Genomic DNA, 22,431 nt, shown 5'->3' on the forward strand with positions numbered 1-22,431 from the left:
TGATCGCGATCACTGGAATCCGTGATCACCATCGCCTGGAACACCTGATCACCATCCCTGGAATGCGCAGGCTTTTCAAGCCAGCTGGTCAATGATGCGCGAAGCTACCGGTCGTCCGCGATCACCTTGCCGTCGTTCGGCAGCGCACCGGGCCTCACCAGTTCAACCTCGCCTCCGAGTTTCGTCACGGCGCGCAAGGTGCCTGCAATCTCCTCGCGCAACGCATCGTTCGCGGCCGCCGTCTCCGCTTTCAGCGTCATTGCATCGGCCTCGCCCTGCCGCGTGACGACGAGGCGTAATCTCCCGAGCGCGGAATGGCGCTTGCCGATCTCGGCGACCTGCTCGGGACGGACGAACATGCCCTTGACCTTGGTGGTCTGGTCGGCGCGGCCCATCCAGCCCTTGATGCGCATGTTGGTGCGCCCGCAGGGGCTGGTCCCCGGCAGTGCCGCGGTGAGGTCGCCGAGAGCGAGCCGGATCCAGGGATGGTGCGGGTCGAGTGAGGTCACGACGATCTCGCCGACGTCGCCGGGCGCCACGGGATCGCCGGTCCCGGGCTTGACGATCTCCATGATCAGATCCTCGTTTACGACCATGCCGTCGCGCGCGCTGGTCTCGAAGGCGATGAGGCCGAGATCGGCGGTGCCGAAGGCCTGGTAGGCGTCGATGCCGCGCGCCTTGATCTCGGCCTGGAGCGACGGCGGGAAGGCCGCGCCCGAGACCAGCGCGCGCTTGATCGAGGAGACGTCGCGGCCCGAGCTTGCGGCCACATCGAGCAAGATCTTCAGGAAGTCCGGCGTGCCGCTGTAGCCGACGGGACGGTAGGCCTCGATCAGCTCGAATTGCTGCTCGGTATTCCCTGGACCAGCGGGGATCACGGCGCAACCCAGCGCGCGGGCTGAGGCATCGAAGATGAAGCCGCCGGGGGTGAGATGGTAGCTGAAGGTGTTGAGCACGATGTCATCGGGCCGGAACCCGGCCGCGAACAGCGCCCGTGCGCCGCGCCAGGGGTCAGCCTGCCGCCCCTCCGGCTCGAAAATCGGCCCGGGGGAGGTGAAGAGGCGGGCGAACGAGCCGGGCGCCGCCGCGACGAACCCTCCGAAGGGCGTGGAGGCCTTGTGCAGGGCCGGCAGTTCCGACTTGCGCAGCACCGGTAGGCCCGCCAGGGCCGCCCTGCAGGTCACGGCGGCCGGATCGACGCCTTTCAGCCGATCGGCATAGGCAGGCGCGGTCATCGCAGAGCGCAGCACGCCGGGCAGGCGGGCGAACAGTTCGACCTCGCGCGCGGCTTGTTCGCGCGTCTCGAGGGCGTCGTAATGGGCGGTCATGGCTGATCTTTCCGGGTTGGCATCCGTTGCGCGCCGCCGCCGGCATGGGTATCAGACGGCCATGGGCGAGGTTTGAAGAGGACGCGATGGCGGACGAGGGAATCAGTGCGGCGGACGAGGCGGCGGACGTCGTCGCGCGCCTGAAGCTCCGCATGATCGACGAGGCGCTGCCGCTGTGGTCGACGGTCGGCTGGGACCATGGCGCGGGTGGTTTCATCGATCGGCTGCACCGCGACGGCACAGCGGACAGCGCCGCGCCGCGCCGGGTGTTCGTGCAGGCCCGCCAGATCTGGTGCTACGCCAAGGCTGCGCAGATGGGCTGGTACCCTGAGGGGCGCGCCATCGCACTGAAGGGGCTCGAGCATCTGCTTGCCAAAGCAAAGGCGCCGGACGGCCGGCCCGGCTACGTGCACCGGCTGACGCCGGAGGGCGCGGTGCTGGACGGCCGGCGCGACGCCTACGACCACGCCTTCATCCTGTTTGCGCTCGCGGCCGTCTATGCGCTCGATCAGGACGCGCAAATTCGCGCTGAGATCGACGCGCTGCTCGCCTTCCTCGACGGCCATCTGCGCTCGCCGCACGGCGGCGTTCACGAAGGCCTTCCGGTCTCGCTGCCGCGCCGGCAGAACCCGCACATGCATCTGTTCGAGGCGATGATCGCCTGCTTCGACGCGACCCACGATTTGTCTTTCCAGAACCGTGCCGGCGAGTTCTTCGCGCTGTTCCTCGCCAATCTCTACAACAAGCGGACGCGCGCGCTCGGCGAATATTTCGAAGAGGACTGGTCGAAGATCGCGCCGGTCAGCGTAGAGCCCGGCCACCAGGCGGAATGGGTCTGGTTGCTGAAGGGGTTCGAACGCATCACTGGCTGCCCGACCGGACAGCGGCGCGCCGAGCTGCTGGAAACCGCGCTGCGCTATCGCGACGAGGCCACCGGCTGCCTGATCGACGAGGGTGACGACGCAGGCAACATTCGCCGCACTACGCGCCGGCTGTGGCCGCAGACCGAGATTGCGAAGGCGTGGATCGCGCAGGCCGAATCCGGCGAGGCGGGCGCGGCGGAGGAGGCGCGCATGGCGCTGGCGCGGCTCGAACGCCATTATCTCAGCCATCCCGTGCGGGGCGGCTGGTACGACCAGTTCGAGCGCGACGGCAAATCGCTGATCGACACCATTCCTGCGTCGTCGTTCTATCATGTTCTCTGCGCAGTCACGGAAGCGGAACAGGTATTGGAAGGTTAGAGCCAGCGCTTACGCCGCTTGAAGCTCTTGAGGTTCTTGAAGCTCTTGCGCTGGTCGCCGGCGCCGCCGAGATAGAATTCCTTGACGTCCTCGTTGTCGCGCAATTCGTCCGCGGTGCCGTCGAGCACGACCTTGCCCTGCTCCATGATGTAGCCGTGGCTTGCCACCGACAGCGCAGCGCGGGCGTTCTGCTCGACCAGGAGAATGGTGACGCCGAGGTCACGATTGATCTTGTGGATGATCGAGAACACCTCTTTCACCAGCAGCGGCGACAGACCCATCGAGGGTTCGTCCATCAGGATCATCTTCGGGCGCGCCATCAGCGCGCGGCCGATCGCGAGCATCTGCTGCTCGCCGCCGGAAAGATAACCAGCCAGTCCGGTGCGCTCCTTCAGGCGCGGGAAATAGTTGAAGACCATGTCGAGATCGGCGCCAACCTCGCGGTCCCTGCGGGTGAAGGCGCCGAGCTTGAGATTTTCCAGCGAGGTCATGTCGGCGACGATGCGCCTGCCCTCCATCACCTGGAAGATGCCGCGGCGAACGATCTTATCGGGATCGATGCCGTTGATGCGCTCGCCCTCGAACAGGATCTCGCCGCGCGTGACTTCGCCGTCCTCGGTCTTGAGCAGCCCGGAGATCGCCTTCAGAGTCGTCGACTTGCCGGCGCCGTTGGCGCCGAGCAGCGCCACGATCGCGCCCTTGGGCACGTCGAGGCTGAGACCGCGCAGCACCAGGATGACATCGTCATAGACGACCTCGATGTTGCGCACGGCAAGGAGAGGCGCGGGTACGACGGTTGGGGAGGGGCGAGCTGCTGCTTCGTGAATTTCGGTCATGCCTCATACTCCGCTGTCGTCGCCCGGCTTGACCGGGCGACCCAGTATTCCAGAGACGCCTGAGACTCACGGAGAGGCCCCGGCGTACTGAATCCCCCGCCTTCGCGGGGGATGACATTTGTGTGTGAGGTGAGCGCTAAGCTCACCAGCCCAGCAATTCCGGCTTGCGCGGCAGCTCGACCGTCTTGACCTTCTCGAGTTTGATCGCGCCCTTGGCCATGAGGTCGTTGAGGTCGCCGTCGGTCGCGCCCGCAATCTTGGTGCGGTAGAGGTCGACCTTCAGCGTGCCGCGGTGGTCCTTGTCGGTCCAGGTCGAGGGATTGCAGACGCCTTCCATGCCGGCTGGCACCCAGTCCTTCTTCTGGTAGAAGCCCTTGGCGACGTTCTCGCCGGTGGCGCCGCCGTTCTTGGCGGCCCAATCGATCGCCTCCTTCATGTAGAGCGCCGAGCAGACGGCGGCGATGTAGTGCACCGGGCGATAGACCTTGCCGGTGGGGTCGGACATCTTCGAGATCTCCATCACGGTCTTCATGCCGGGCGCATCGCCGCCCCAGCTCACAGCGGTCCGCAGCGGGAAGATCACGCCGTCGGCGGCATCGCCGGCGGTCTTGGCTGCGTTCTCGTCCATGCCCCAGACATTGCCCATGAACTGGATGTCGACTCCGGCGGTCTTGCAGGCCTTCATCACCGAGATGTTGGAGGCGGCGGTGTTGCCGAGATAGGCGTAGTTGGCGCCCGAGGATTTCAGGCTCAGGCACTGCGCGCTGTAGTCACCCGGCGCGAGCGCGAACACCAGCGGCGGTAGCACCTCGAAACCGAGCTCCTGCGCCATGGCTTCGCCGGCGGCCTTCGGTGCGTTCGGATAGGGGTGGTTAGCGCCCATGTGGACGAATTTCGGCTTGCCGGGCTTGCCCTTGGCCTTCCAGTCCTCGGCCGCCCACATCAGCATGGCGCGGAGCGAGTCCGAATAGCTCGGGCCGTAGAAGAAATTGTACGGCGCGGGCTTGGCCTTGCCGCTGATACCTTCGGGGTCGGTGAGCGCGGCGGCATAGGAGCCGGACATGTCGGGGATCTTGTCCTGGGCGAGGAAGCCGGTCAGCGCCTCGGTGTCCGCGGTGCCCCAGCCCATGATCGCGGCGACCTTGCTGTCAGGCGCCGACCATTTCTTGTAGAGCGCGATCGCGCGCGGCACCTGGTAGCCGTAATCGTTGGTGTCGACATTGAGCTGCTTGCCGCCGACGCCGCCGTTCTTGTTGACCCAGGCGAAGGTGTCGGCGACGGCTTGGCCGTAGGGCGTGCCGACGTCGGACGTGCCGCCGGAATAATCGGCGAGATGCCCGATCGCGATCTGCGCTTGCGCGCCTGACGAGAATGCGGCGATCGCCAGCGCAAGTGACGCGGTGCTCAAAAAGGATTTTGTCTTCATTGGTTGCCTCCTCCTATTTATTTGTTGGTTTGCGAGTTGCCCGCGCTCAATGCGAGAACGGGTAGAGTTTCCAATACGCCTTGATCTGCCGCCAGCGATGGGCGAGCCCATCCGGCTCGAACATCAGGAACGCGATGATGATCACCCCGATCGCGATCTCGCGCAGGAAGGTGATGTTGTTGTTGAGCGACAGCGCCTTGTCGATCGCGCCGCCCTTCAGCGCCACGCTGAGGAACTCCATCGTCTCGGGCAGAAGCACCACGAACGCGGTACCCATCAGCGTGCCCATGATCGAACCGGTGCCGCCGATGATGATCATGGCGAGGAACAGGATCGAGCGTTCGATGCCGAAGCCCTCTTGCGACACCACGAGCTGGTAGTGCGCATAGAGCGCGCCGGCGATGCCGGCGAAGAACGCGGCAAGGCCGAACGACAGCGTGCGATACTTCGTGAGATTGATGCCCATGATCTCGGCGGAGAGATAATGGTCGCGGATCGCCACCAGCGCCCGGCCATCGCGGGTACGCATCAGGTTGGTGACCAGGATGTAGCTTGCCAGCACATAGGCCAGCACAACGTAAAAGTACTGCCTGTCGCCGCGCAGCGTGTATCCGAAGATCGAGAATGTATTTGCGCTCGCCGGCACCGAGCCGCCGGTGAACCACTCGGCGCGGGAGAAGAAGTCGAGCAGGATGTATTGCGCGGCCAGTGTCGCGATCACCAGGTAGAGCCCCTTCAGGCGCGCCGCCGGGATGCCGAAGATCAGCCCGACCAGCGCCGTGATGATGCCGGCAAGCGGGATCGCGAAGAACACCGGGATCGGCGCGTTGTTTGAGATGTAGGCCGAGGTGAAAGCGCCGAGCAGGAAGAAGGCGGCATGGCCGATCGAGATCTGGCCGGTAAAGCCGACCAGGATGTTCAGCCCCAGCGCCGCGATGGAGAAGATGCCGATCTGGATCAAGATGCTGAGCCAGTAACCGCTGAAGAACTGGGGCGCGAAGCACAGCAGCAGCACGCCGACGATCGCAAAATTGCGGCTGGTCGTGGTCGGAAAGATCGTGGTGTCGGCCGCATAGGAGGTGCGGAAGTCACCAGCAGGGATGAGGACAGGGCCGGCCATGGATCAGATCCGCTCGATGTCGTGGGTGCCGAACAGGCCGTAGGGCTTGATCATCAGCACGATGATGAGGACGTAGAACGGCGCGATCTCGTAGAGATTGCCCCAGTGAAGGTATTCGCTGTCGACATATTGCGCGATGTTCTCGAGCAGGCCGATGATGATGCCGCCGAGCACGGCGCCGCCGACGGAATCGAGTCCGCCAAGGATCGCCGCCGGAAACACCTTAATGCCGTAGCCGGCCAACCCGGACGAGACGCCGTTCACCACGGCAACGACGACGCCCGCGACCGCGGAAACCGTCGCTGAGATCGCCCACGCCATCGCGAATACGCTTTTCACGGAGATGCCGAGCGACTGTGCCACCTGCTGGTTGAACGCGGTGGCGCGCATCGCAAGGCCGTACTTCGAGGCGCGGAAGAACCAGGCCATGCCGATCATCATGGCGATCGAAACGACGAGGCTCATGACATAGACGGTTTGGATCTGAAGCCCGAGCAGGCTGACGGACTGGCTCTCGAACACACGCGGGAACGGCTGCGGATTGACGCCGAACATCCATTTCAGCGTGGCCTGCAGCACGGTGGACAGGCCGATCGTCACCATGATGACCGAGATGATGGGTTCGCCGATCATCGGTCGCAGGATCAGGACCTGCACCGCGATGCCGAACACGAACATGAACACCAGCGTCATCGGCATGCCGATCCAGAACGGCACCTGGTATTTCGTGAGCAAGGTCCAGCACACCCAGGCGCCGACAAGCAAGAGCTCGCCCTGCGCGAAATTGACGACCTGGCTAGCCTTGTAGATCAGCACAAACGACATCGCGACCACGCCATAGAGCGTGCCGACCACGAGGCCGTTGACAAGGAGCTGGATGAGAAAGGCGGTGTTCATGAAGTGGTGCTCGCTGACAAATCCGGCGCGCTCTTCCGCTCTCCCCTTGTGGGAGAGGGTGGCTTCGCGAAGCGAAGACGGGTGAGGGGTTGTCTCAGCAGTAAGGGCGCGGAGAGAGGACCCCTCACCCGAGTGGGGTCTTGGCTAATAGCGGAGATGCCCTCTCCCGCAAGGGGAGAGGGCGCATCGACCCGCATCGCGCTCTCGGTTCGAAGTAGGCTCACTCCGCGGCCTCCGCCATATGCCCGGGTCCGCCCAGGTCCACGACCCTCAGCGTTGTACGTATCCTTTGCGTGCTGCCGTCCTGGAAGCGGATCACGGTGTCCACGGGGATGTCGGCCTGGCCGCGGTAGATCGCGTCGATGATGCCTTCGTATTTTTCATTGATGACGCTGCGGCGCACTTTCCGCGTGCGGGTGAGCTCGCCGTCGTCGGCGTCGAGCTCCTTGTAGAGCAGCAGGAAACGGGAGATGCGCTGTGCCGGCGGCAGAGTCGCGTTGACGGTCTCGACTTCCTTCTTGAGCAGCGCATAAACCTCGGGCCGCGAGGCCAGGTCGCTGTAGGTCGTAAACGAGAGCCGGTTCTTCTCCGCCCATTTGGAGATAATGGAGTAGCGGATGCAGATCATTGCGGCGAGCGCGTCGCGCCCCGAGCCCAGCACCACGGCTTCCGCGATATAGGGCGAGAACTTCAACTTGTTCTCGATGAATTGCGGCGAGAAGCGCTCGCCGCGCGAGGTCTCGGCGAGATCCTTGATGCGGTCGATGACCACGAGCTGGCGATTCGCGTTGAAATAGCCGGCGTCACCGGACAGCATCCAGCCGTCCTTGATGTCGGCTACGCTCGCCTCCGGGTTTTTGTAGTAGCCGAGGAACATGTTGGGATGCCGCACCACGATCTCGCCGACGCCGTGGACGTCGGCATTGTCGATGCGGATCTCGACGCTGTCGGCCATCGGCACGCCCGTCGTGTCGGGATCGACCTTGCCCGCGGGATGCAGCGTGTAGGCCCCCAGCAGCTCGGTCTGGCCATAGAGCGTGCGCAGCGGCACGCCCATGGCCTGGAAGAACTTGAAGGTCTCGGGCCCGAGTGCCGCGCCGCCGGTTGCGGCTGAACGCAGGCGGGTGAAGCCGAGGCGGTCGCGCAATGCACGGAACAGGATCGCGTCGGCAAAGCCGGGACGCTCGCCCTGTTCGAGCGCGGCAAGCCCGCTCTTCATGCCGATGTCGAACAGGCGCTGCTTGAACGGGGTTGCGTCCATCACCCTGGCGCGGACATCGGCGGCGATCGATTCCCAAACGCGCGGTGCAAACAGGATAAACGTCGGCGCGATCTCGCGCAGATCGTTCATCATGGTCTCGGGCTCTTCGACGAAGTTGATCTTCATCCGGCACAAGAGGCCTTTGCCGAGTACATAGACCTGTTCCATGATCCAAGGCAGCGGCAGCACCGACACGTATTCGTCGTCCGGCCCTTTCGGGTCGAAAGCGAGATACGTGGCGCAATGGCCGAGCACGCGGCCGGCGGCGAGCATCGCGAGCTTTGGATGCGACGTGGTACCTGATGTCGTGCAGAGGATCGCGACGTCCTCGCCCTTGGTGGCGTCCACCAGCCGATCGTAAAGTTCCGGTTCGCGCGTAGCCCGCGCCCGGCCGAGCTCGGCAAACGTCTCCGCCGACATCAAACGCGGATCGTCGTATTTCCGCATGCCGCGCGGATCGGAATAGATGATGTGCTTCAGCTTTGGGACGCGGTCGGCGAGGGTGAGCAGCTTGTCGACCTGCTCCTCGTCCTCGGCGAAAACGAGCTGCGCCTCGCCATAATTGAGGAGATACGAAGCTTCTTCGTCGAGCACGTCGCGGTAGAGCCCGAGGCTCAAGCCTCCAACCGCATGAGTGGCGATTTCCGCCGCGACCCAGTCCGGCCGGTTGTCGCCGATGATGCCGATGACATCCTGGCGTCCAAGGCCCAGTTCGACGAGGCCGAGCGCGAAGTCGCGCACCCGTGCCTGGTAGTCGTTCCAGGTGAACGGGCGCCATAGCCCGAGATCTTTTTCTCGGAGCGCGATTTCGTTGCCGTACTCCGTCGCATTCAGCCGAAGCATTTTGGGATAGGTGTTGGCCTGCGCGACGCGGCCTGCGTAATCCATCATGCCGCGCTCTCCTGCGCCGGCGGAGCATCGTCAGGGTCGACCAGCACCTCGTCCTCTTCGCCGAGATAGGCGCGCCTGACGTGCGGATCAGCGAGCACGGCGGCCGGATCGCCCTCGGCGATCTTGCGGCCGAAATCCAGCACCATGACGCGGTGGGAGATGTCCATCACCACGCCCATGTCGTGCTCGATCATCACCACGGTCATGCCGAACTCTTCGTTGAGATCGACGATATAGCGGGCCATATCCTCCTTCTCCTCGAAGTTCATGCCGGCCATCGGCTCGTCGAGGAGAATGAGGCGCGGCTCCAGCGCCATGGCGCGGGCGAGCTCGACGCGCTTGCGCAAGCCGTAGGAGAGAGTGCCGGCCGGCGCCTTTCGCACCGACTGGAGATCGAGGAAATCGATGATTTCTTCCACCTTGCGGCGGTGCTCGAGCTCTTCCTTGCGCGCGCCGGTGAGCCAGTACAGCGAGCCCGTGAGAAAATTGTTCTTCAGGAGGTGATGGCGTCCGACCATGATGTTGTCGAGCACGCTCATGTGGTGGAACAGCGCCAGGTTCTGGAAGGTGCGGCCGATGCCGAGCGACGCGCGCGCGTTGGGCGTCAGGCCGGTGATGTCGCGGCCCTGGTAGAACAGCTGGCCTTCGGTCGGCTTGTAGCGGCCGGAAATACAGTTCACGATCGAGGTCTTGCCGGCGCCGTTGGGGCCGATGATCGAGAACAGCTCGCCTTCCCTGATGGCGAAGCCGACATCGGTCAGCGCACGAACGCCGCCGAATCGCAAGGACACGCCGCGCACTTCAAGACTGGTAGCCACCAAACAGATCCCTCCCGGTGATGGCGCTTTCAGCGGCGCTCTTCGTCCGTTCTATCGGGCGATCCTAGTACGACCGTGCCGGTGAGGCCATGCAGCAGATGGTCTCGACCGCAGCCGCGCCGCTCTCGTTCCCGTTTGGGATCAAAAGCCGCATCGCCCGAGGTGGTCCTCAATAGGGGAAAGCGCTATTTTGAAATGTCTCCCGCCTGACAATTCTGCGACAAAGTTTTTTGGATGGGGATCATCCATCTTTCGTCGGATGGCGGTCGAAAGGGTCATGCTGCGTTGCAGCAGAACAGGAGTGACGAGCGGTGCGGCTGGCTTCGGGATCATGATTTCAGAGGATCAACTGAAGCGCGTCGCTGCCTGGTCGCGCGAGCTCACGCAAGCGGAGATCGAGGTCGCTCGTACCGGGATCACGGAGCGGTCCTACGGCACTGGCGAGACCGTCTTCATGCGCGGCGATACGTTCGACTATTGGGCAGGAATGGTCTTCGGCCTTGCCCGGATGGGTGGGGTCTCGCGCGACGGCAAGGAGACGAGTCTTGCCGGGCTGACGGCAGGGGCCTGGTTCGGCGAGGGCAGCGTGCTCAAGAACGAGCCGCGCCGCTACGACGTGGTCGCGCTGCGCAACAGCCGTGTTGCGCTGATGGAGCGCAGCGCCTTCATGTGGCTGTTCGAGAACAGCGTCGGCTTCAACCGCTTCCTGGTGCGCCAGCTCAACGAACGGCTCGGCCAGTTCATCGGTATGCTCGAGGTCAACCGCACGCTGGATGCCACTGCGCGGCTTGCCCGCAGCATCGCCTCCCTGTTCAATCCGATCCTCTATCCGGAGTCCACCGCGCATCTGGAGATCACCCAGGAAGAGATCGGCGCGCTGTCCGGCATGTCCCGCCAGAATGCCAACCGCGCGCTGAACCGGCTGGAGAAAGAGGGCTTGCTCCGGCTGGAATATGGTGGCGTGACTATTCTGGATATCGAACGGCTAAGGGGGTACGGGGAGGAGTGAAGCCGCGTTCGCGGCCGCAACGCCGCAACCCACCGCTTGCTCTTCCGGCACGACGAGCCCATCCTTGCCGAGATCCTGGGCCATTTGACCGGGTCCAGCAGGCTGCGCCATCGCGGCGCCCGCGGGGTCTCGACCCATGAACTGCTCCTGTTGCGGTTCCGAGGTTCAGAGCGGCTTTGCCTTCTGCCCGAAATGCGGCACGAAGCAGCCGAACGCCTGTCCCGGCTGCGGCTATGCGTGCGCACCGGATTTCGCGTACTGCCCGAAATGCGGCGCCCTCGTCAGTGAAGCCTCCAAGTCCGGCGGGCAGGCATCAATGCGGGCCAGCCGCGTGACGTTCCCGACCAGTGCGTCCTCGCCACCGCTGGCGCCGACGGCGGAAGCCCAATACGGGTTTCGATCGCAGCCGGACAAGATCGACAGCGAAGCCAATCGCCGCACCATTACCGTGCTGTTTGCCGACCTTAGCGGCTTCACCACGATGAGCGAGCGACTCGATCCTGAAGTCATGCAGGCGCTTCAGAACGAATTGTTCGAGGAGCTAACGGCGGCGGTGCAAAGCTTTGGCGGCTTCGTGGACAAATTCATCGGCGACGCGCTGCTTGCGCTATTCGGAGCGCCGGCCGCGCACGAAGACGACCCCGAGCGGGCCGTCCGCGCCGCGCTCGACATGATCGGCCGAACGGCGCAACTCAGCGAACGTGCAAAGGCGTATGCCGGGTCACCGCTCCTGCTTCATGTCGGCATCAACACCGGGCACGTGGTTGCTGGCGGACTGGGTGTTGGAGTTGCCAAATCCTACTCGGTCACGGGCGATACGGTGAATACGGCTCAACGATTGCAGTCGATGGCTTCCACGGGCGAGGTGCTGGTCGGGCCGCTGACCTACCGTCTTACGCGGCATGCATTCTCATATGAATCGCTTGGCGAGGTCTCGCTGAAGGGCAAGATGGGCAGCGTCCTGGTCCATCGCTTGAACGGACCGCTCGACACGCCCCGTGCGGCACGCGGCCTCGATACGCTGGGCCTCAGTGCGCCGGTGATTGGGCGCGACGCCGAGCTCGCCCGTCTAGTCGACAATCTTGATCTCGCGTGTGGCGGCGCGGCGCAGCTGGTGCGGCTGGTCGGTGAAGCCGGCATCGGCAAAACGCGTCTCGTGGACGAATTCGTTGCCCACGCCCGCGATGAGGACCGTTTCGCCGGCGTGGCGATCCGGCGCGCTGTCTGCTCGCCGCTGGGCGAACAGTCCTATGGCACCCTTGCCGCTGTGCTGCGCAGCGCCTACGGCATCGCGCAGAAGGCGACCGTGGCGGAGGCCCAGGCCAAGCTGGCGACGGCACTGTCGGAGCTCGGCCTTGCGGTCCAAGAGGCCGATCGCCTGATGCCCCTTTATTTCCACGTTCTCGGCCTCGGCGATCCGGACGCCGCGCTGCAGCACGTCGAGCCCGAGCAGCTTCGGCGGCAGATATTCTTTGCGATTCGTACCGTGTTCGAACGGCGCCTGGTCCTGTCGCCGCTCCTGATCATTGTCGAGGATCTGCACTGGGCCGATGCCGTATCGCTTGAAGCGCTGCGGTTCCTGATGGACCGGCTGGAGCGTACGCGGCTGATGCTGTTGTTTACGCATCGGCCTATGCTGGAACTGGATCAGTTCGGCTCGGGGCGGATCAGCCATACAACCCTTCGATTGCTTCCGCTTGGTGATGCAGACGGACAAGAGCTGCTCACGGCCTACTTCAGCCACGGTTGGAGTGAACCGCCGGGAAATCTGTTCAGTCGAATCCTGGAGCGCGCGGGCGGCAATCCACTCTTCTTTGAGGAAATCATCCGCGGTCTCATCGAAGCTGGCGCCTTGGAGCGTGACGGCTCACGGTGGCGGATCAAGTCAGATGAAGCCGCCGCCGATATACCGGCAAGCATTCAGGCCCTGTTACTCGCGCGCCTGGACCGGCTGCCGCATGAGGTGCGCCGCTTGGCCCAGGAGGCCGCGGTGATCGGCCCACGTTTCGATTCGGCTCTTCTCGGTGCGATGGCATCGCAGCGGACGAAGGTGGAAGCGGGGCTCGAACTTCTGTGCGATGCCGAGATTGTCGAGGAGGTCGCGGGCGCGAACTCGATCTCGCTGCGATCTTATCGCTTTACGCAAACCATGCTTCAGGACGTGATCTATCAAAACCTGCTCTTGCAGCGTCGGATCGAGCTCCATGGACGGATTGGTGCCGCGCTGGAGCGGCTCTATGGCAATGAGCCCGAGCGCCTCGAGGACCTCATACTGCTCGGACATCATTTCAGCCTGAGCGCGAGCAAGCCGAAAGGTGCGCGCTATCTGCGCGCGGCCGGCGATCGCGCCCGCGCGACCTACGCCAATGACGATGCCATCCGCTTCTACCAACAGGCTCTCGCCGTGTTGTTGGCCGGCGGGGAACGGGAGCCCGAACGCCTGATCCTCTGCGAGCGGATCGCGGAGCTGTGTGCCGCGGCCGGCCGGAGGATCACGGCTGAGGAGCACTACCAGAGTGCGCTGGAAGGTCATCGCAATGGGGAGGACCGCATCGGCGAAGCGCGAATTCTCCGCAAGCTTGGCCGATTGTTGTGGGACGCCGGCAAGCGGATCAAGGCAGAGGCGCATTATGCCGAGGCGGCCGAACGGCTGGGAGGGACCGACGCGCCCATCGAGTGGGCGCACCTCCTGCAAGAGCGCGGCCGTCTTTCGTTTCGCACGGGCGATCACGTGGCCGCCGCGAGATGGGCGGACGAGGCGCTTGGCTACGCCCGAAGCGTACCGGCGGACGCCGACAGGCAAGTCGGATTCGAGGCGGCGCGCGCCATTGCAGAGTCGCTCAACACCAAGGGGGTGGCACTGGCGCGGCTTGGCCGACACCAGGAGGCGGTGCGCGAGGTGGAGCAAAGTGTCGCAGCAGCCGAGGCCGCCGGTCTCCTCAACGTGGCCTGCCGCGGCTACACCAATCTCGGTGTGCTCTACACGATTGTCGACCCTGCGAAAGCCGTGGAGGTTTGCCGGCGCGGACTCGATGTCGCGTGTCGGATCAGCGATCTCGGGTTCCAGGCGCGCCTTCTCGCCAATTTTGCCGTTGCCTGTTGCACCTTCACCGACAAATGTACTGAGGAGGGGGTGCCGGCCGCCGAAAAGGCGATCGAAATCGACCGCGCGCTTGATCAGCGCGAGCATCTCTCCGTGCCGTTGATCGTGCTCGGGCAAATCCATCAATGCCATTTCCGGCCCGATCTGGCTGCTTGTTGCTACAATGAGGCAATCGAGGTGGCGAGCGAAACCGGCGAGCCGCAGCAGCTGTTTCCATGCTATGATGGTCTTGCGACGCTGAACCTTGATCGAGGCGACATGCCCGAGGCCGAGCGATATTTCGCGCTGGCACAGGACGTCTGCACGCGGCACGGGCTTGATCCCGCAGGGCTGATCGTACTGCCGTTTCTTGACTAGATCATGTGAAGGAGTGCCATCATGTCTGAACGTCACGTCGAGGGACCACTTCAACCGGGCGATCGTGCACCGAACGTCGTGCTGGACGCGATCACACGCGACGGAAAGATCGCGCTCGAAGACTTTCGCGGACAAAGCCCGATATTGGTGGGCCTGTATCGGGGGCTGCATTGCCCGTTCTGCCGCCGCCATATCGCGGCACAGGCGCAACTTGATGCCGCCTTGCACGAGAAAGGCGTCGAAAGTCTCACGGTGGTCAACACGCCGATCGAGCGCGCGCGACTCTATTTCCGTTACCATCCGTTGCCCAACCTGCTCGCTGCGTCCGATCCCGAGCGGCTCTCGCACCGCGCGTTCGGCCTGCCCAATCTCGAGTTCACGGAGAACGAGACCGAGTGGCCGCACAAGGTCGGCATGAACGTGGTCATGAGCATGCAAGTCGACATGCCCGGCGAATTGCCCGGCCCGATGAACCGGCCCGCGGCCGCGGAGTACCTCAATAACAAGGACGGCTATGAGATAACGGAAGCCGATCAGCGCATGGCGGCAACCGGCCAGGGCCAGCTCTTCGGGCAGTTTCTGCTCGACCGCGAGGGTGTTGTGCGCTGGAGCTTTACCGAGGTGCCCGAAGGCGGCCATCGCATGTTTGCCGCGCCGAGCCCGCAGGAGCTGATGTCGGCCGCCTCGCAGATGGCAAGCTAGGCACCGCGTCAGGCGATCATTCCGCCACCTTCGGCCGCTTGTCCACCAATGCTGCCGCCATCGCCGAGATCAGCGGGCGCATGAAATAGTGGTCTTCCACCGGCGAGACGTCCGTGCGCAAACCATGCGCGGTGAGCTCGCCCGAGACCGCCGGCCCCACTGACGCGATCAGCGTCCGCTCGAATCCTGCGCGCAGGCGCGCCTCGCTGCCATGCGCCCTCGCAGCTTCGAGGAGACGGCGGACCTGGCCGAGATTGGTCAGTGCGATGGCGTCGATCCGCCCTTCCGCCATGTCGTCGATTGCGTTGACGATGCTGGCGTCCGCAGCCTTTGGATCGTAGACGTAAGGCAACACGGTATCGGCCTCGGCACCTTGCGCGGCGAGCGCGCCGGTCAGCGCGCTGTGGTCCTTGTCGGGATAGAGCTGGAGGCCGAGGCGACGTCCGTTCAGGTAGAGCTTGCTCAGCATCTCGATCACACCCTCGGTGGTCGGCTTCTCCGTCATCTGCTGCTGCTCGAGCCCGATCTCGCGTAGCGCCTTGCCGGGCTTCGGGCCGCGGGTGAATTTTCGCGATCGGGCGAGGGAAGCAACCAAGGCCTGGTCGAGACCACGGGTTCGCGCGAGCTTCATGATCCGCCGCAGGCCTTCGCCGGTCATCAGCACGAGATCGTCGAAGGGCTTGTCGATGGCGCGGCGGATCCAGGCCTCGACCGGGGCGGGGTCCGGTGCATCCTGGATGGTGAACATCGGGCATTGCACGACCTCGGCGCCTTGCTCGGCCAACAGCTTCGAAAACTGAGCCTCCTCGCGCGTTTCCAGGATCAGGATGCGGGTGCCGTTCAAGCGGTCGGCCATGAGCCTACTCCGGTCAGTCAAAGCAATCGTACGTTCATCCTGACTCCACCGTCGGGATTGGCGCAAGGTGGGGTCGGTGATAGAGCAGGGCGCAAATCGCGGATCGTTCCGCAGCCGCTGCCCAAACCTTCATCAAGGCCCATGCCAGATCATCAATATGTCCTGACCCTGTCCTGTCCGGATCGTCCCGGCATCGTCTCGGCGGTGTCGACCTTCCTGGCGAATTCCGGACAGAACATCCTCGACGCCCAACAGTTCGACGACATCGAGACCAACAAGTTCTTCATGCGGGTGGTGTTCACCGCTGCCGATCTCGCCGTGGAGCTGTCGGCGCTCCAGACTGGCTTTGCCGCGATCGCCGAGCGCTTCGGCATGGTATGGCAGATGCGCGATCGGGCTGCGCATCGCAAGGTGATGCTGCTGGTGTCGAAGTCCGATCACTGCCTGGTCGACATCCTCTATCGCTGGCGCACCGGCGAGCTGCCGATGACTTTGGCCGCAATCGTCTCCAACCATCCGCGCGAGGTCTATGACGGGCTCGATTTCGGCGGGGTTCCGTTCCACTATCTGCCTGTTACGAAAGAGACCAAGCGCGAGCAGGAGGCGCAGATCCTCGATCTCGTCGCCAGGACCGGGACGGATCTCGTCGTGCTCGCCCGCTATATGCAGATATTGTCCGACGATCTCTCGGCAAATCTGTCGGGACGCTGCATCAACATCCACCACTCGTTCCTGCCGGGTTTCAAGGGCGCAAAACCCTATCACCAGGCCCATGAGCGTGGCGTCAAGCTGATTGGCGCCACCGCGCATTACGTCACGCGCGACCTCGACGAGGGCCCGATCATCGACCAGGACGTCGAGCGCATCAGCCATCGCGACACGCCTGAGGATCTCGTCCGAAAGGGCCGCGACATCGAGCGCCGCGTGCTGGCGCGCGCGATCCGCTACCATCTCAACGACCGCGTCATCCTCAATGGCCGCAAGACCGTGGTGTTCGTGGATTGATTTGCTACGCTCGCCGCAAGCGGCGAGGGGGCGCGACTAGCGCACCGCGGTGGCGGACGCCGAGCCCGTTGCGCCCTTCTGCGCCTGCTCTTCCTTTTCGCGATCCGCTGCCGGCATCAGTCGCCTGCGCTCGCGCTCCTTCATGTAGGCATCGTATTGCGGCGTGCCCGCCCGCGGCGGGGCGTCCGCCGGCAAGCCGCCGGCCCATTGCGGGACGTAGTCGCCCATGCCGGAGGAGAGCTTTTCGTTGACTGTGCCGCAGCCGGACAGGCCCGCGGAGAGCGCGAGGAGGATCAGGAGGGAACCGAAGGATCTAGGCATTGCACCATTTACAGAGCGAGGTCAGTCCTGTTGGACGCCAGGTCAGGCTGTCGCCGGGAGAGTAGCCTTCAACAAGGTAAAATAGGCTTATTCGAGGTAGGTAATTCGATACCGGAGTGTGCCGACCCGAGCCTTGCCGATGTTCAAATTCTGCAAACAAAAGACGAAATCCTCCATCCACCCGGCTGGGAGCGTTTCTAGACTGCGGCAAGGGTTCGCGACAAAGTGGCTTGATCAGCAAAGAGGCTTTTTCGTTGACAGGTCCAGTTCATTTGTACAATCGTACAAATGAAAGCGAGCGCAATCATGATGCCGGCGGTACCCGGACGTGACCCTATATCGCTTCTGCCGTCGGCAATCGGAACGCTCGGCTTGCGCCGAATGGTCGCCAAACGTCCGATTGACAATAAGGGCGCGAAAGACGCCATGTTGCGCGCGACATCACGCGTGCGTGAGCTAGACTTAAGGCAAGGATCGGGCACTCGGTCCGGCGCACAAGAGATCAGGAATGAAGGGGAGGGACATCTGATGTTCGAACGTAAAAAACCGTCTCATAAGACCGCTTGGGCCGCAGCAGCTGCCGCCATCGCGGGCCTCGTGGCCGTCGCTCCGGCCAAGGCCGAGGACAGCGTCAAGATCGGCCTGATCCTGCCGATGACCGGCGGCCAGGCCTCGACCGGCAAGCAGATCGAGAACGCGATCAAGCTCTACATGCAGCAGAAGGGCGACACCGTCGCCGGCAAGAAAATCGAGATCATCCTCAAGGACGATGCTGCGATTCCCGACAAGACCAAGACCGCCGCGCAGGAGCTGATCGTCAACGACAAGGTCCATTTCATCGCCGGCTTCGGCGTGACGCCGGCCGCGCTCGCGGCGGCGCCGCTCGCCACGCAAGCCAAGATCCCGGAGGTCGTGATGGCGGCGGGCACCTCCATCATCACCGAGCGCTCGCCCTATATCGTGCGCACCAGCTTCACGCTGGCGCAGTCCTCCACCATCATCGCCGACTGGGCGGTGAAAAACGGCATCAAGAAGGTGGCGACGCTGACCTCGGACTACGCGCCGGGTAATGACGCGCTCAACTTCTTCAAGCAGAACTTCACCGCCGGTGGCGGCGAAGTGGTCGAAGAGGTCAAAACGCCGCTTGCAAATCCTGATTTCGCACCGTTCCTCCAGCGTATGAAGGATGCCAAGCCTGACGCGATCTTCGTGTTCGTGCCGGCCGGCCAGGGCGGTAACTTCATGAAGCAGTATGCCGAACGCGGGCTCGACAAGGCCGGCATCAAGGTGATCGGACCGGGCGACGTGACCGACGACGATCTCCTCAACAACATGGGCGACGCCGTGCTGGGCACGGTCACCGCTCACCTCTATTCCGCGGCGCATCCCTCGCAGATGAACAAGGATTTCGTCGCGGCCTACAAGAAGGCCTACGGAAACCGGCCGGGCTTCATGGCGGTGAGTGGCTATGACGGCATTCACCTGATCTACGAAGCGCTGAAGAAGACCAATGGCGACACCGACGGCACCAAGCTGGTCGAAGCGATGAAGGGCCAGAAGTGGGAGAGCCCGCGCGGCCCGATCTCGATCGACCCCGAGACCCGCGACATCGTGCAGAACATCTACATCCGGAAGGTCGAGAAGGTCGACGGCGAGCTCTACAACGTCGAGTTCGCGACCTTCGAAGCCGTCAAGGATCTCGGCAAGACCAAGAAGTGACGCACGAAAGTGCGCCATCCCGGCGCGCGCATTAGCGCACATCGGGGATCTCGCCCTCCACTCTCGTCATGCCCGAGCTTGACCCCGGCATCCACGCGAGAACCGAACCAAGAACGGGGATGACCGGGACAAGCCCGGCCATGACGATAACGCCAAGCTGAGACGATGACCTCAATCCTCACCAACCTGTTCGATGGCGTCGCCTACGGCATGCTGCTGTTCGTGCTGGCTTGCGGGCTCGCGGTTACGCTCGGCTTGATGAACTTCGTCAACCTCGCCCATGGCGCCTTCGCCATGGCCGGTGGCTATGTCTGCATGGTGCTGGTCAACCGGATGGGCTGGCCATTCTTCGCGGCATTGCCGCTTGCATTCGTCTCCTCCGCTGCGATCGGCATCGTGCTCGAGCGCACGTTGTACCGACACCTCTATGCGCGCAGCCATCTCGACCAGGTGCTGTTCACGATCGGCCTCACGTTCATGTCGGTCGCGGCCGTCGACTACATCCAGGGCTCGTCGCGGGTCTTCATCAACCTGCCGGCGGCGCTCCAGGGTCAGTTCGACCTGTTCGGCGTTGGCATCGGCCGCTACCGGCTGATGATCATCGTGATCTGCGGGCTGCTCACCATCGGTCTCCAGATGGTGCTGGCGAAGACGCGGTTCGGCAGCCGCCTGCGCGCCGCGGTAGACGATCCCCGCGCCGCGAGCGGCCTCGGCATCAACGTGCCGCAGGTGTTCGCCTTCACGTTTGCTTTTGGCTGCGGCCTGGCCGGTCTCGGCGGCGCGCTGAGCGCCGAGATCCTCGGCCTCGACCCGTATTTTCCGCTGAAGTTCATGATCTACTTCCTGATCGTGGTCACCGTCGGCGGCTCATCCTCCATCACCGGCCCGTTTCTGGCCTCGCTGCTGCTCGGCATCGGCGACGTCGCCGGCAAATATTACGTGCCGAAGATGGGACCTTTCGTGATCTACACCATGATGATCGTGATCCTGATCTGGCGCCCGAACGGTCTGTTCGGCCGCACGGCCGCGCGTTGAGTTCGCCGATGAGCGCCTCCTCCGACGTCGGCTATCACGCCCAGCGCCAGGCACGCTGGCACTATGGCGAGGCCGCTTTCTGGCTGATCGTGCTGGCCTGCGGCTTCGTATTTCCCTCGCGCTACTTGATCATGACGGATATCCTGCGGCTCGCGCTGTTTGCGATGTCGCTCGATCTGATCCTCGGCTACGCGGGCATCGTCTCGCTCGGCCATGCCGCCTTCTTCGGCGTCGGCGCGTACGCGGCGGGGCTTCTTGCGCTGCACGGGATCATCAACGAGCCCGTGCTTGCGCTTGTCGTCGCCGGCGTTGTCGCGATGGTGCTCGGCTTCGCTACCAGTTTCCTCGTGATCCGCGGCGTCGATCTGACGCGACTGATGGTGACGCTCGGCATCGCCTTGCTGCTTGAGGCATTGGCCGAACGCTTCTCCAACATCACCGGCGGCACGGACGGTCTGCAGGGTATCGAGATGCAGCCGATCTTCGGTGAGATTCCGTTCGACATGTTCGGCAAGACCGGCTTCTTCTATTCGCTCACCGTTCTGTTCCTGTTGTTCCTTTTCGCCCGCCGGGTCGTGCATTCCCCGTTCGGGCTGTCATTGCGCGCGATCAAGAACAATCCGCTGCGCGCGGCCGCGATCGGCATCCCCGTCAACCGCCGCTTGATTGCGATCTACACGCTCGCGGCGTTCTATGCCGGCATCGCAGGCGCGCTGTTCACCCAGACTACCGCGATCGCCTCGCTCGATGTGTTCGCCTTCGAGCGCTCGGCGGACCTGATGCTTGTGCTCGTGATCGGCGGCACCGGCTATCTCTACGGCGGGCTGATTGGCGCGGTGCTGTTTCGCATGCTGCAGGAATTGTTCTCGACCATCACTCCGCAATACTGGCAGTTCTGGATCGGCCTCGTGCTGGTCGTGATCGTCCTGGTCGGCCGCCAGCGCCTGCATCGCTGGATGCTGTATGTGCCCAATCTGGTCATCAGGCAGATAGCGGGGCGCAAGGCCGTCGTCGCCGTGCCGGAGAGCGACGCATGACCATCGTGCTCGAAACCCAGAATCTCGAAAAGCAGTTCGGCGGTCTGCGCGTCACCCGCGACTTGTCGCTAAAAATCGAACAAGGCGCCCGCCACGCGCTGATCGGCCCCAACGGCGCCGGCAAGACCACGGTGATCAACCAGCTCACCGGCGTGCTCAAGCCGAACTCGGGCCGCATCCTGCTCGAAGGTCAGGACGTCACGGATCTGCCCGTGCACAAGCGCGTGTTGCGCGGCTTGTCGCGCACCTTCCAGATCAACCAGCTCTATCCCGACCTGACTCCGCTCGAGACCATCGGTCTCGCTGTCTCCGAGCGCCTCGGCCATGGCGGCGACTGGTGGCGGCGGATGGGCACGCGCAGCGACGTCAACGGCGAGATCGCCGACCTCCTGACGCGCTTCCACCTGCTCGACGTCATGAACGAACAGACGGTGACGCTGCCTTACGGCAAGCAGCGCCTGCTCGAGATCGCGGTCGCGATCGCCGCCAAGCCGCGCGTGCTGCTGCTGGACGAGCCCGCCGCCGGCGTGCCCGAGAGCGAGCGCCACGACATTCTCGCCGTCGTCGGCAGCCTGCCGCGCGACGTTACCGTGCTACTGATCGAGCACGACATGGACCTCGTGTTCTCCTTCGCCGACCGCATCTCTGTCCTGGTCTCCGGCGCGCTGCTCACCGAAGGCCCGCCCGAGCAGGTCGCGCGCGACCCGCAGGTCAAGGCGGTCTATCTCGGCGAGGAGGCGGTCAATGTCTGACCTGCTCGCGATCGACTCGCTTCGCGCCGGCTACGGCGAGGCCGTGGTGCTGCCGAACATGTCGCTGCGTCTCGCCGAAGGCCAGGTGCTGGCGCTGTTGGGGCGCAACGGTACCGGCAAGACCACGCTGATCAACTCGATCGTCGGCGTCACCCGTCGCTTCTCCGGAACTGTCAGGCTCGCCGGTACCGACGTCACGACCTTGCGGCCCGACCAACGGGCGCGCTCCGGGATCGGCTGGGTGCCGCAGGAGCGCAACATCTTCCGCTCGCTCACGGTGGAGGAGAATATGTCCGCAGTGGCCCAGCCCGGTCCCTGGACCGTCGAGAGGGTCTACGAGATGTTCCCCCGGCTGAAGGAGCGGCGGAGCAATTTTGGCAACCAGCTCTCCGGCGGTGAGCAGCAGATGCTGGCGATCGGCCGCGCGCTGACCCTCAATCCGAAAGTGCTTCTCCTGGACGAGCCGACCGAGGGCCTTGCCCCCATCATCGTCGAGGAGCTCTTGAAAGCGATTGGGACCATCACGCGGGCGGGCGGCATCTGCTCGATTATCGTCGAGCAAAATGCCCAAAAGATTCTGGGGCTGGCCGACCGTGTTGTGATATTGGAGCGCGGAACGATCGTCCACGACGCCCCGAGCGCCGCGCTGAAGGCCGACCCGTCGGTCCTCGAGCGCCACCTCGGCGTTGCAGGGGCGGCGGCCCACTAAAAATAACT

19 protein-coding genes are annotated in these 22,431 nt (G+C 64.0%); 10 read left to right on the forward strand and 9 right to left on the reverse strand.

Annotated features, from left to right (window positions below; translation table 11 throughout):
- Positions 1–104: 104 nt before the first annotated feature.
- The gene (locus IVB13_RS30100) at positions 105–1,328 is read right to left on the reverse strand and encodes an AMP-binding protein (RefSeq protein WP_247456764.1); all 1,224 of its coding nucleotides are present in this window, start codon (positions 1,326–1,328) and stop codon (positions 105–107) included.
- Positions 1,329–1,414: 86 nt separating this feature from the next.
- On the opposite strand from IVB13_RS30100, the gene IVB13_RS30105 reads away from it, so the two are divergent.
- Complete coding sequence (locus IVB13_RS30105; RefSeq protein ID WP_247456765.1) at positions 1,415–2,569, forward strand: AGE family epimerase/isomerase; 1,155 nt, start codon at positions 1,415–1,417, stop codon at positions 2,567–2,569.
- Here the strand turns inward: IVB13_RS30105 and IVB13_RS30110 are convergent.
- From IVB13_RS30110 to IVB13_RS30135, 6 genes are all read right to left on the reverse strand, one after another.
- On the reverse strand, positions 2,566–3,405 hold the full coding sequence (locus tag IVB13_RS30110) for an ABC transporter ATP-binding protein (protein WP_247456766.1): 840 nt from the start codon (positions 3,403–3,405) through the stop codon (positions 2,566–2,568). The two genes, IVB13_RS30105 and IVB13_RS30110, sit on opposite strands and share 4 nt — an antisense overlap.
- 142 nt (positions 3,406–3,547) lie before the next feature.
- Entirely contained in the window at positions 3,548–4,831 is a 1,284-nt protein-coding gene (locus IVB13_RS30115) for an ABC transporter substrate-binding protein (protein ID WP_247456767.1), read from the reverse strand.
- Positions 4,832–4,877: 46 nt separating this feature from the next.
- Complete coding sequence (locus IVB13_RS30120) at positions 4,878–5,951, reverse strand: branched-chain amino acid ABC transporter permease (protein WP_247456768.1); 1,074 nt, start codon at positions 5,949–5,951, stop codon at positions 4,878–4,880.
- A gap of 3 nt (positions 5,952–5,954) precedes the next feature.
- Positions 5,955–6,848 carry a branched-chain amino acid ABC transporter permease gene (locus tag IVB13_RS30125; RefSeq protein WP_247456769.1) on the reverse strand — a complete coding sequence of 298 codons (894 nt, stop codon included), beginning with the start codon at positions 6,846–6,848 and terminating at the stop codon, positions 5,955–5,957.
- A gap of 220 nt (positions 6,849–7,068) precedes the next feature.
- Positions 7,069–9,000, reverse strand: a complete 1,932-nt coding sequence (locus IVB13_RS30130) for a long-chain fatty acid--CoA ligase (protein WP_247491075.1) — start codon at positions 8,998–9,000, stop codon at positions 7,069–7,071.
- Positions 8,997–9,818, reverse strand: coding sequence for an ABC transporter ATP-binding protein (locus IVB13_RS30135; RefSeq protein ID WP_007601963.1), 822 nt, complete (start codon positions 9,816–9,818; stop codon positions 8,997–8,999). The genes IVB13_RS30130 and IVB13_RS30135 overlap by 4 nt, the downstream gene beginning before the upstream one ends.
- Positions 9,819–10,149: 331 nt before the next feature.
- Here IVB13_RS30135 and IVB13_RS30140 point away from each other — a divergent pair, with 331 nt between their 5' ends.
- From IVB13_RS30140 to IVB13_RS30150, 3 genes are all read left to right on the forward strand, one after another.
- Positions 10,150–10,827 carry a Crp/Fnr family transcriptional regulator gene (locus IVB13_RS30140; RefSeq protein ID WP_026233339.1) on the forward strand — a complete coding sequence of 226 codons (678 nt, stop codon included), beginning with the start codon at positions 10,150–10,152 and terminating at the stop codon, positions 10,825–10,827.
- 136 nt (positions 10,828–10,963) lie between these two features.
- Entirely contained in the window at positions 10,964–14,287 is a 3,324-nt protein-coding gene (locus IVB13_RS30145) for an adenylate/guanylate cyclase domain-containing protein (RefSeq protein ID WP_247456771.1), read from the forward strand.
- Positions 14,288–14,308: 21 nt separating this feature from the next.
- Positions 14,309–14,989, forward strand: coding sequence for a redoxin domain-containing protein (locus IVB13_RS30150; protein ID WP_085359998.1), 681 nt, complete (start codon positions 14,309–14,311; stop codon positions 14,987–14,989).
- 16 nt (positions 14,990–15,005) lie between these two features.
- Here IVB13_RS30150 and IVB13_RS30155 read toward each other — a convergent pair whose 3' ends face one another.
- Entirely contained in the window at positions 15,006–15,845 is an 840-nt protein-coding gene (locus IVB13_RS30155; protein ID WP_247456772.1) for a uroporphyrinogen-III synthase, read from the reverse strand.
- Positions 15,846–15,986: 141 nt separating this feature from the next.
- Here IVB13_RS30155 and purU point away from each other — a divergent pair, with 141 nt between their 5' ends.
- On the forward strand, positions 15,987–16,850 hold the full coding sequence (purU, locus tag IVB13_RS30160; protein WP_247441900.1) for a formyltetrahydrofolate deformylase: 864 nt from the start codon (positions 15,987–15,989) through the stop codon (positions 16,848–16,850).
- A gap of 36 nt (positions 16,851–16,886) precedes the next feature.
- Here purU and IVB13_RS30165 read toward each other — a convergent pair whose 3' ends face one another.
- Positions 16,887–17,171, reverse strand: a complete 285-nt coding sequence (locus IVB13_RS30165; protein ID WP_247456773.1) for a hypothetical protein — start codon at positions 17,169–17,171, stop codon at positions 16,887–16,889.
- Between the two features lie 528 nt (positions 17,172–17,699).
- Here IVB13_RS30165 and IVB13_RS30170 point away from each other — a divergent pair.
- The 5 genes from IVB13_RS30170 to IVB13_RS30190 all read left to right on the forward strand — a co-directional run bounded on the left by IVB13_RS30170 (position 17,700) and on the right by IVB13_RS30190 (position 22,423).
- Positions 17,700–18,890 carry an ABC transporter substrate-binding protein gene (locus IVB13_RS30170; RefSeq protein ID WP_247392454.1) on the forward strand — a complete coding sequence of 397 codons (1,191 nt, stop codon included), beginning with the start codon at positions 17,700–17,702 and terminating at the stop codon, positions 18,888–18,890.
- Positions 18,891–19,055: 165 nt separating this feature from the next.
- Complete coding sequence (locus IVB13_RS30175; RefSeq protein WP_007601971.1) at positions 19,056–19,925, forward strand: branched-chain amino acid ABC transporter permease; 870 nt, start codon at positions 19,056–19,058, stop codon at positions 19,923–19,925.
- Positions 19,926–19,933: 8 nt separating this feature from the next.
- On the forward strand, positions 19,934–20,962 hold the full coding sequence (locus IVB13_RS30180) for a branched-chain amino acid ABC transporter permease (RefSeq protein WP_085348722.1): 1,029 nt from the start codon (positions 19,934–19,936) through the stop codon (positions 20,960–20,962).
- Complete coding sequence (locus tag IVB13_RS30185; protein WP_085394522.1) at positions 20,959–21,714, forward strand: ABC transporter ATP-binding protein; 756 nt, start codon at positions 20,959–20,961, stop codon at positions 21,712–21,714. The genes IVB13_RS30180 and IVB13_RS30185 overlap by 4 nt, the downstream gene beginning before the upstream one ends.
- Positions 21,707–22,423: an ABC transporter ATP-binding protein gene (locus IVB13_RS30190; RefSeq protein ID WP_247361668.1), complete on the forward strand. Its 717-nt coding sequence runs from the start codon at positions 21,707–21,709 to the stop codon at positions 22,421–22,423. Before IVB13_RS30185 ends, IVB13_RS30190 begins: the two co-directional genes overlap by 8 nt.
- Positions 22,424–22,431 lie beyond the last annotated feature (8 nt).

It is taken from the genome of Bradyrhizobium sp. 17, from assembly GCF_023073515.1.
Taxonomy (GTDB): domain Bacteria; phylum Pseudomonadota; class Alphaproteobacteria; order Rhizobiales; family Xanthobacteraceae; genus Bradyrhizobium; species Bradyrhizobium canariense_D.

What these genes read in the sequence shown, in the direction of transcription:
- IVB13_RS30110 (WP_247456766.1), bottom strand. Translation starts at nt 3,405, where the DNA reads ATGACCGAAATTCACGAAGCAGCAGCTCGCCCCTCCCCAACCGTCGTA.
- IVB13_RS30120 (WP_247456768.1), bottom strand. Translation starts at nt 5,951, where the DNA reads ATGGCCGGCCCTGTCCTCATCCCTGCTGGTGACTTCCGCACCTCCTAT.
- purU (WP_247441900.1), top strand. Translation starts at nt 15,987, where the DNA reads ATGCCAGATCATCAATATGTCCTGACCCTGTCCTGTCCGGATCGTCCC.
- IVB13_RS30130 (WP_247491075.1), bottom strand. Translation starts at nt 9,000, where the DNA reads ATGATGGATTACGCAGGCCGCGTCGCGCAGGCCAACACCTATCCCAAA.
- IVB13_RS30125 (WP_247456769.1), bottom strand. Translation starts at nt 6,848, where the DNA reads ATGAACACCGCCTTTCTCATCCAGCTCCTTGTCAACGGCCTCGTGGTC.
- IVB13_RS30185 (WP_085394522.1), top strand. Translation starts at nt 20,959, where the DNA reads ATGACCATCGTGCTCGAAACCCAGAATCTCGAAAAGCAGTTCGGCGGT.
- IVB13_RS30150 (WP_085359998.1), top strand. Translation starts at nt 14,309, where the DNA reads ATGTCTGAACGTCACGTCGAGGGACCACTTCAACCGGGCGATCGTGCA.
- IVB13_RS30100 (WP_247456764.1), bottom strand. Translation starts at nt 1,328, where the DNA reads ATGACCGCCCATTACGACGCCCTCGAGACGCGCGAACAAGCCGCGCGC.
- IVB13_RS30115 (WP_247456767.1), bottom strand. Translation starts at nt 4,831, where the DNA reads ATGAAGACAAAATCCTTTTTGAGCACCGCGTCACTTGCGCTGGCGATC.
- IVB13_RS30105 (WP_247456765.1), top strand. Translation starts at nt 1,415, where the DNA reads ATGGCGGACGAGGGAATCAGTGCGGCGGACGAGGCGGCGGACGTCGTC.
- IVB13_RS30175 (WP_007601971.1), top strand. Translation starts at nt 19,056, where the DNA reads ATGACCTCAATCCTCACCAACCTGTTCGATGGCGTCGCCTACGGCATG.
- IVB13_RS30165 (WP_247456773.1), bottom strand. Translation starts at nt 17,171, where the DNA reads ATGCCTAGATCCTTCGGTTCCCTCCTGATCCTCCTCGCGCTCTCCGCG.
- IVB13_RS30170 (WP_247392454.1), top strand. Translation starts at nt 17,700, where the DNA reads ATGTTCGAACGTAAAAAACCGTCTCATAAGACCGCTTGGGCCGCAGCA.
- IVB13_RS30145 (WP_247456771.1), top strand. Translation starts at nt 10,964, where the DNA reads ATGAACTGCTCCTGTTGCGGTTCCGAGGTTCAGAGCGGCTTTGCCTTC.
- IVB13_RS30140 (WP_026233339.1), top strand. Translation starts at nt 10,150, where the DNA reads ATGATTTCAGAGGATCAACTGAAGCGCGTCGCTGCCTGGTCGCGCGAG.
- IVB13_RS30180 (WP_085348722.1), top strand. Translation starts at nt 19,934, where the DNA reads ATGAGCGCCTCCTCCGACGTCGGCTATCACGCCCAGCGCCAGGCACGC.
- IVB13_RS30190 (WP_247361668.1), top strand. Translation starts at nt 21,707, where the DNA reads ATGTCTGACCTGCTCGCGATCGACTCGCTTCGCGCCGGCTACGGCGAG.
- IVB13_RS30155 (WP_247456772.1), bottom strand. Translation starts at nt 15,845, where the DNA reads ATGGCCGACCGCTTGAACGGCACCCGCATCCTGATCCTGGAAACGCGC.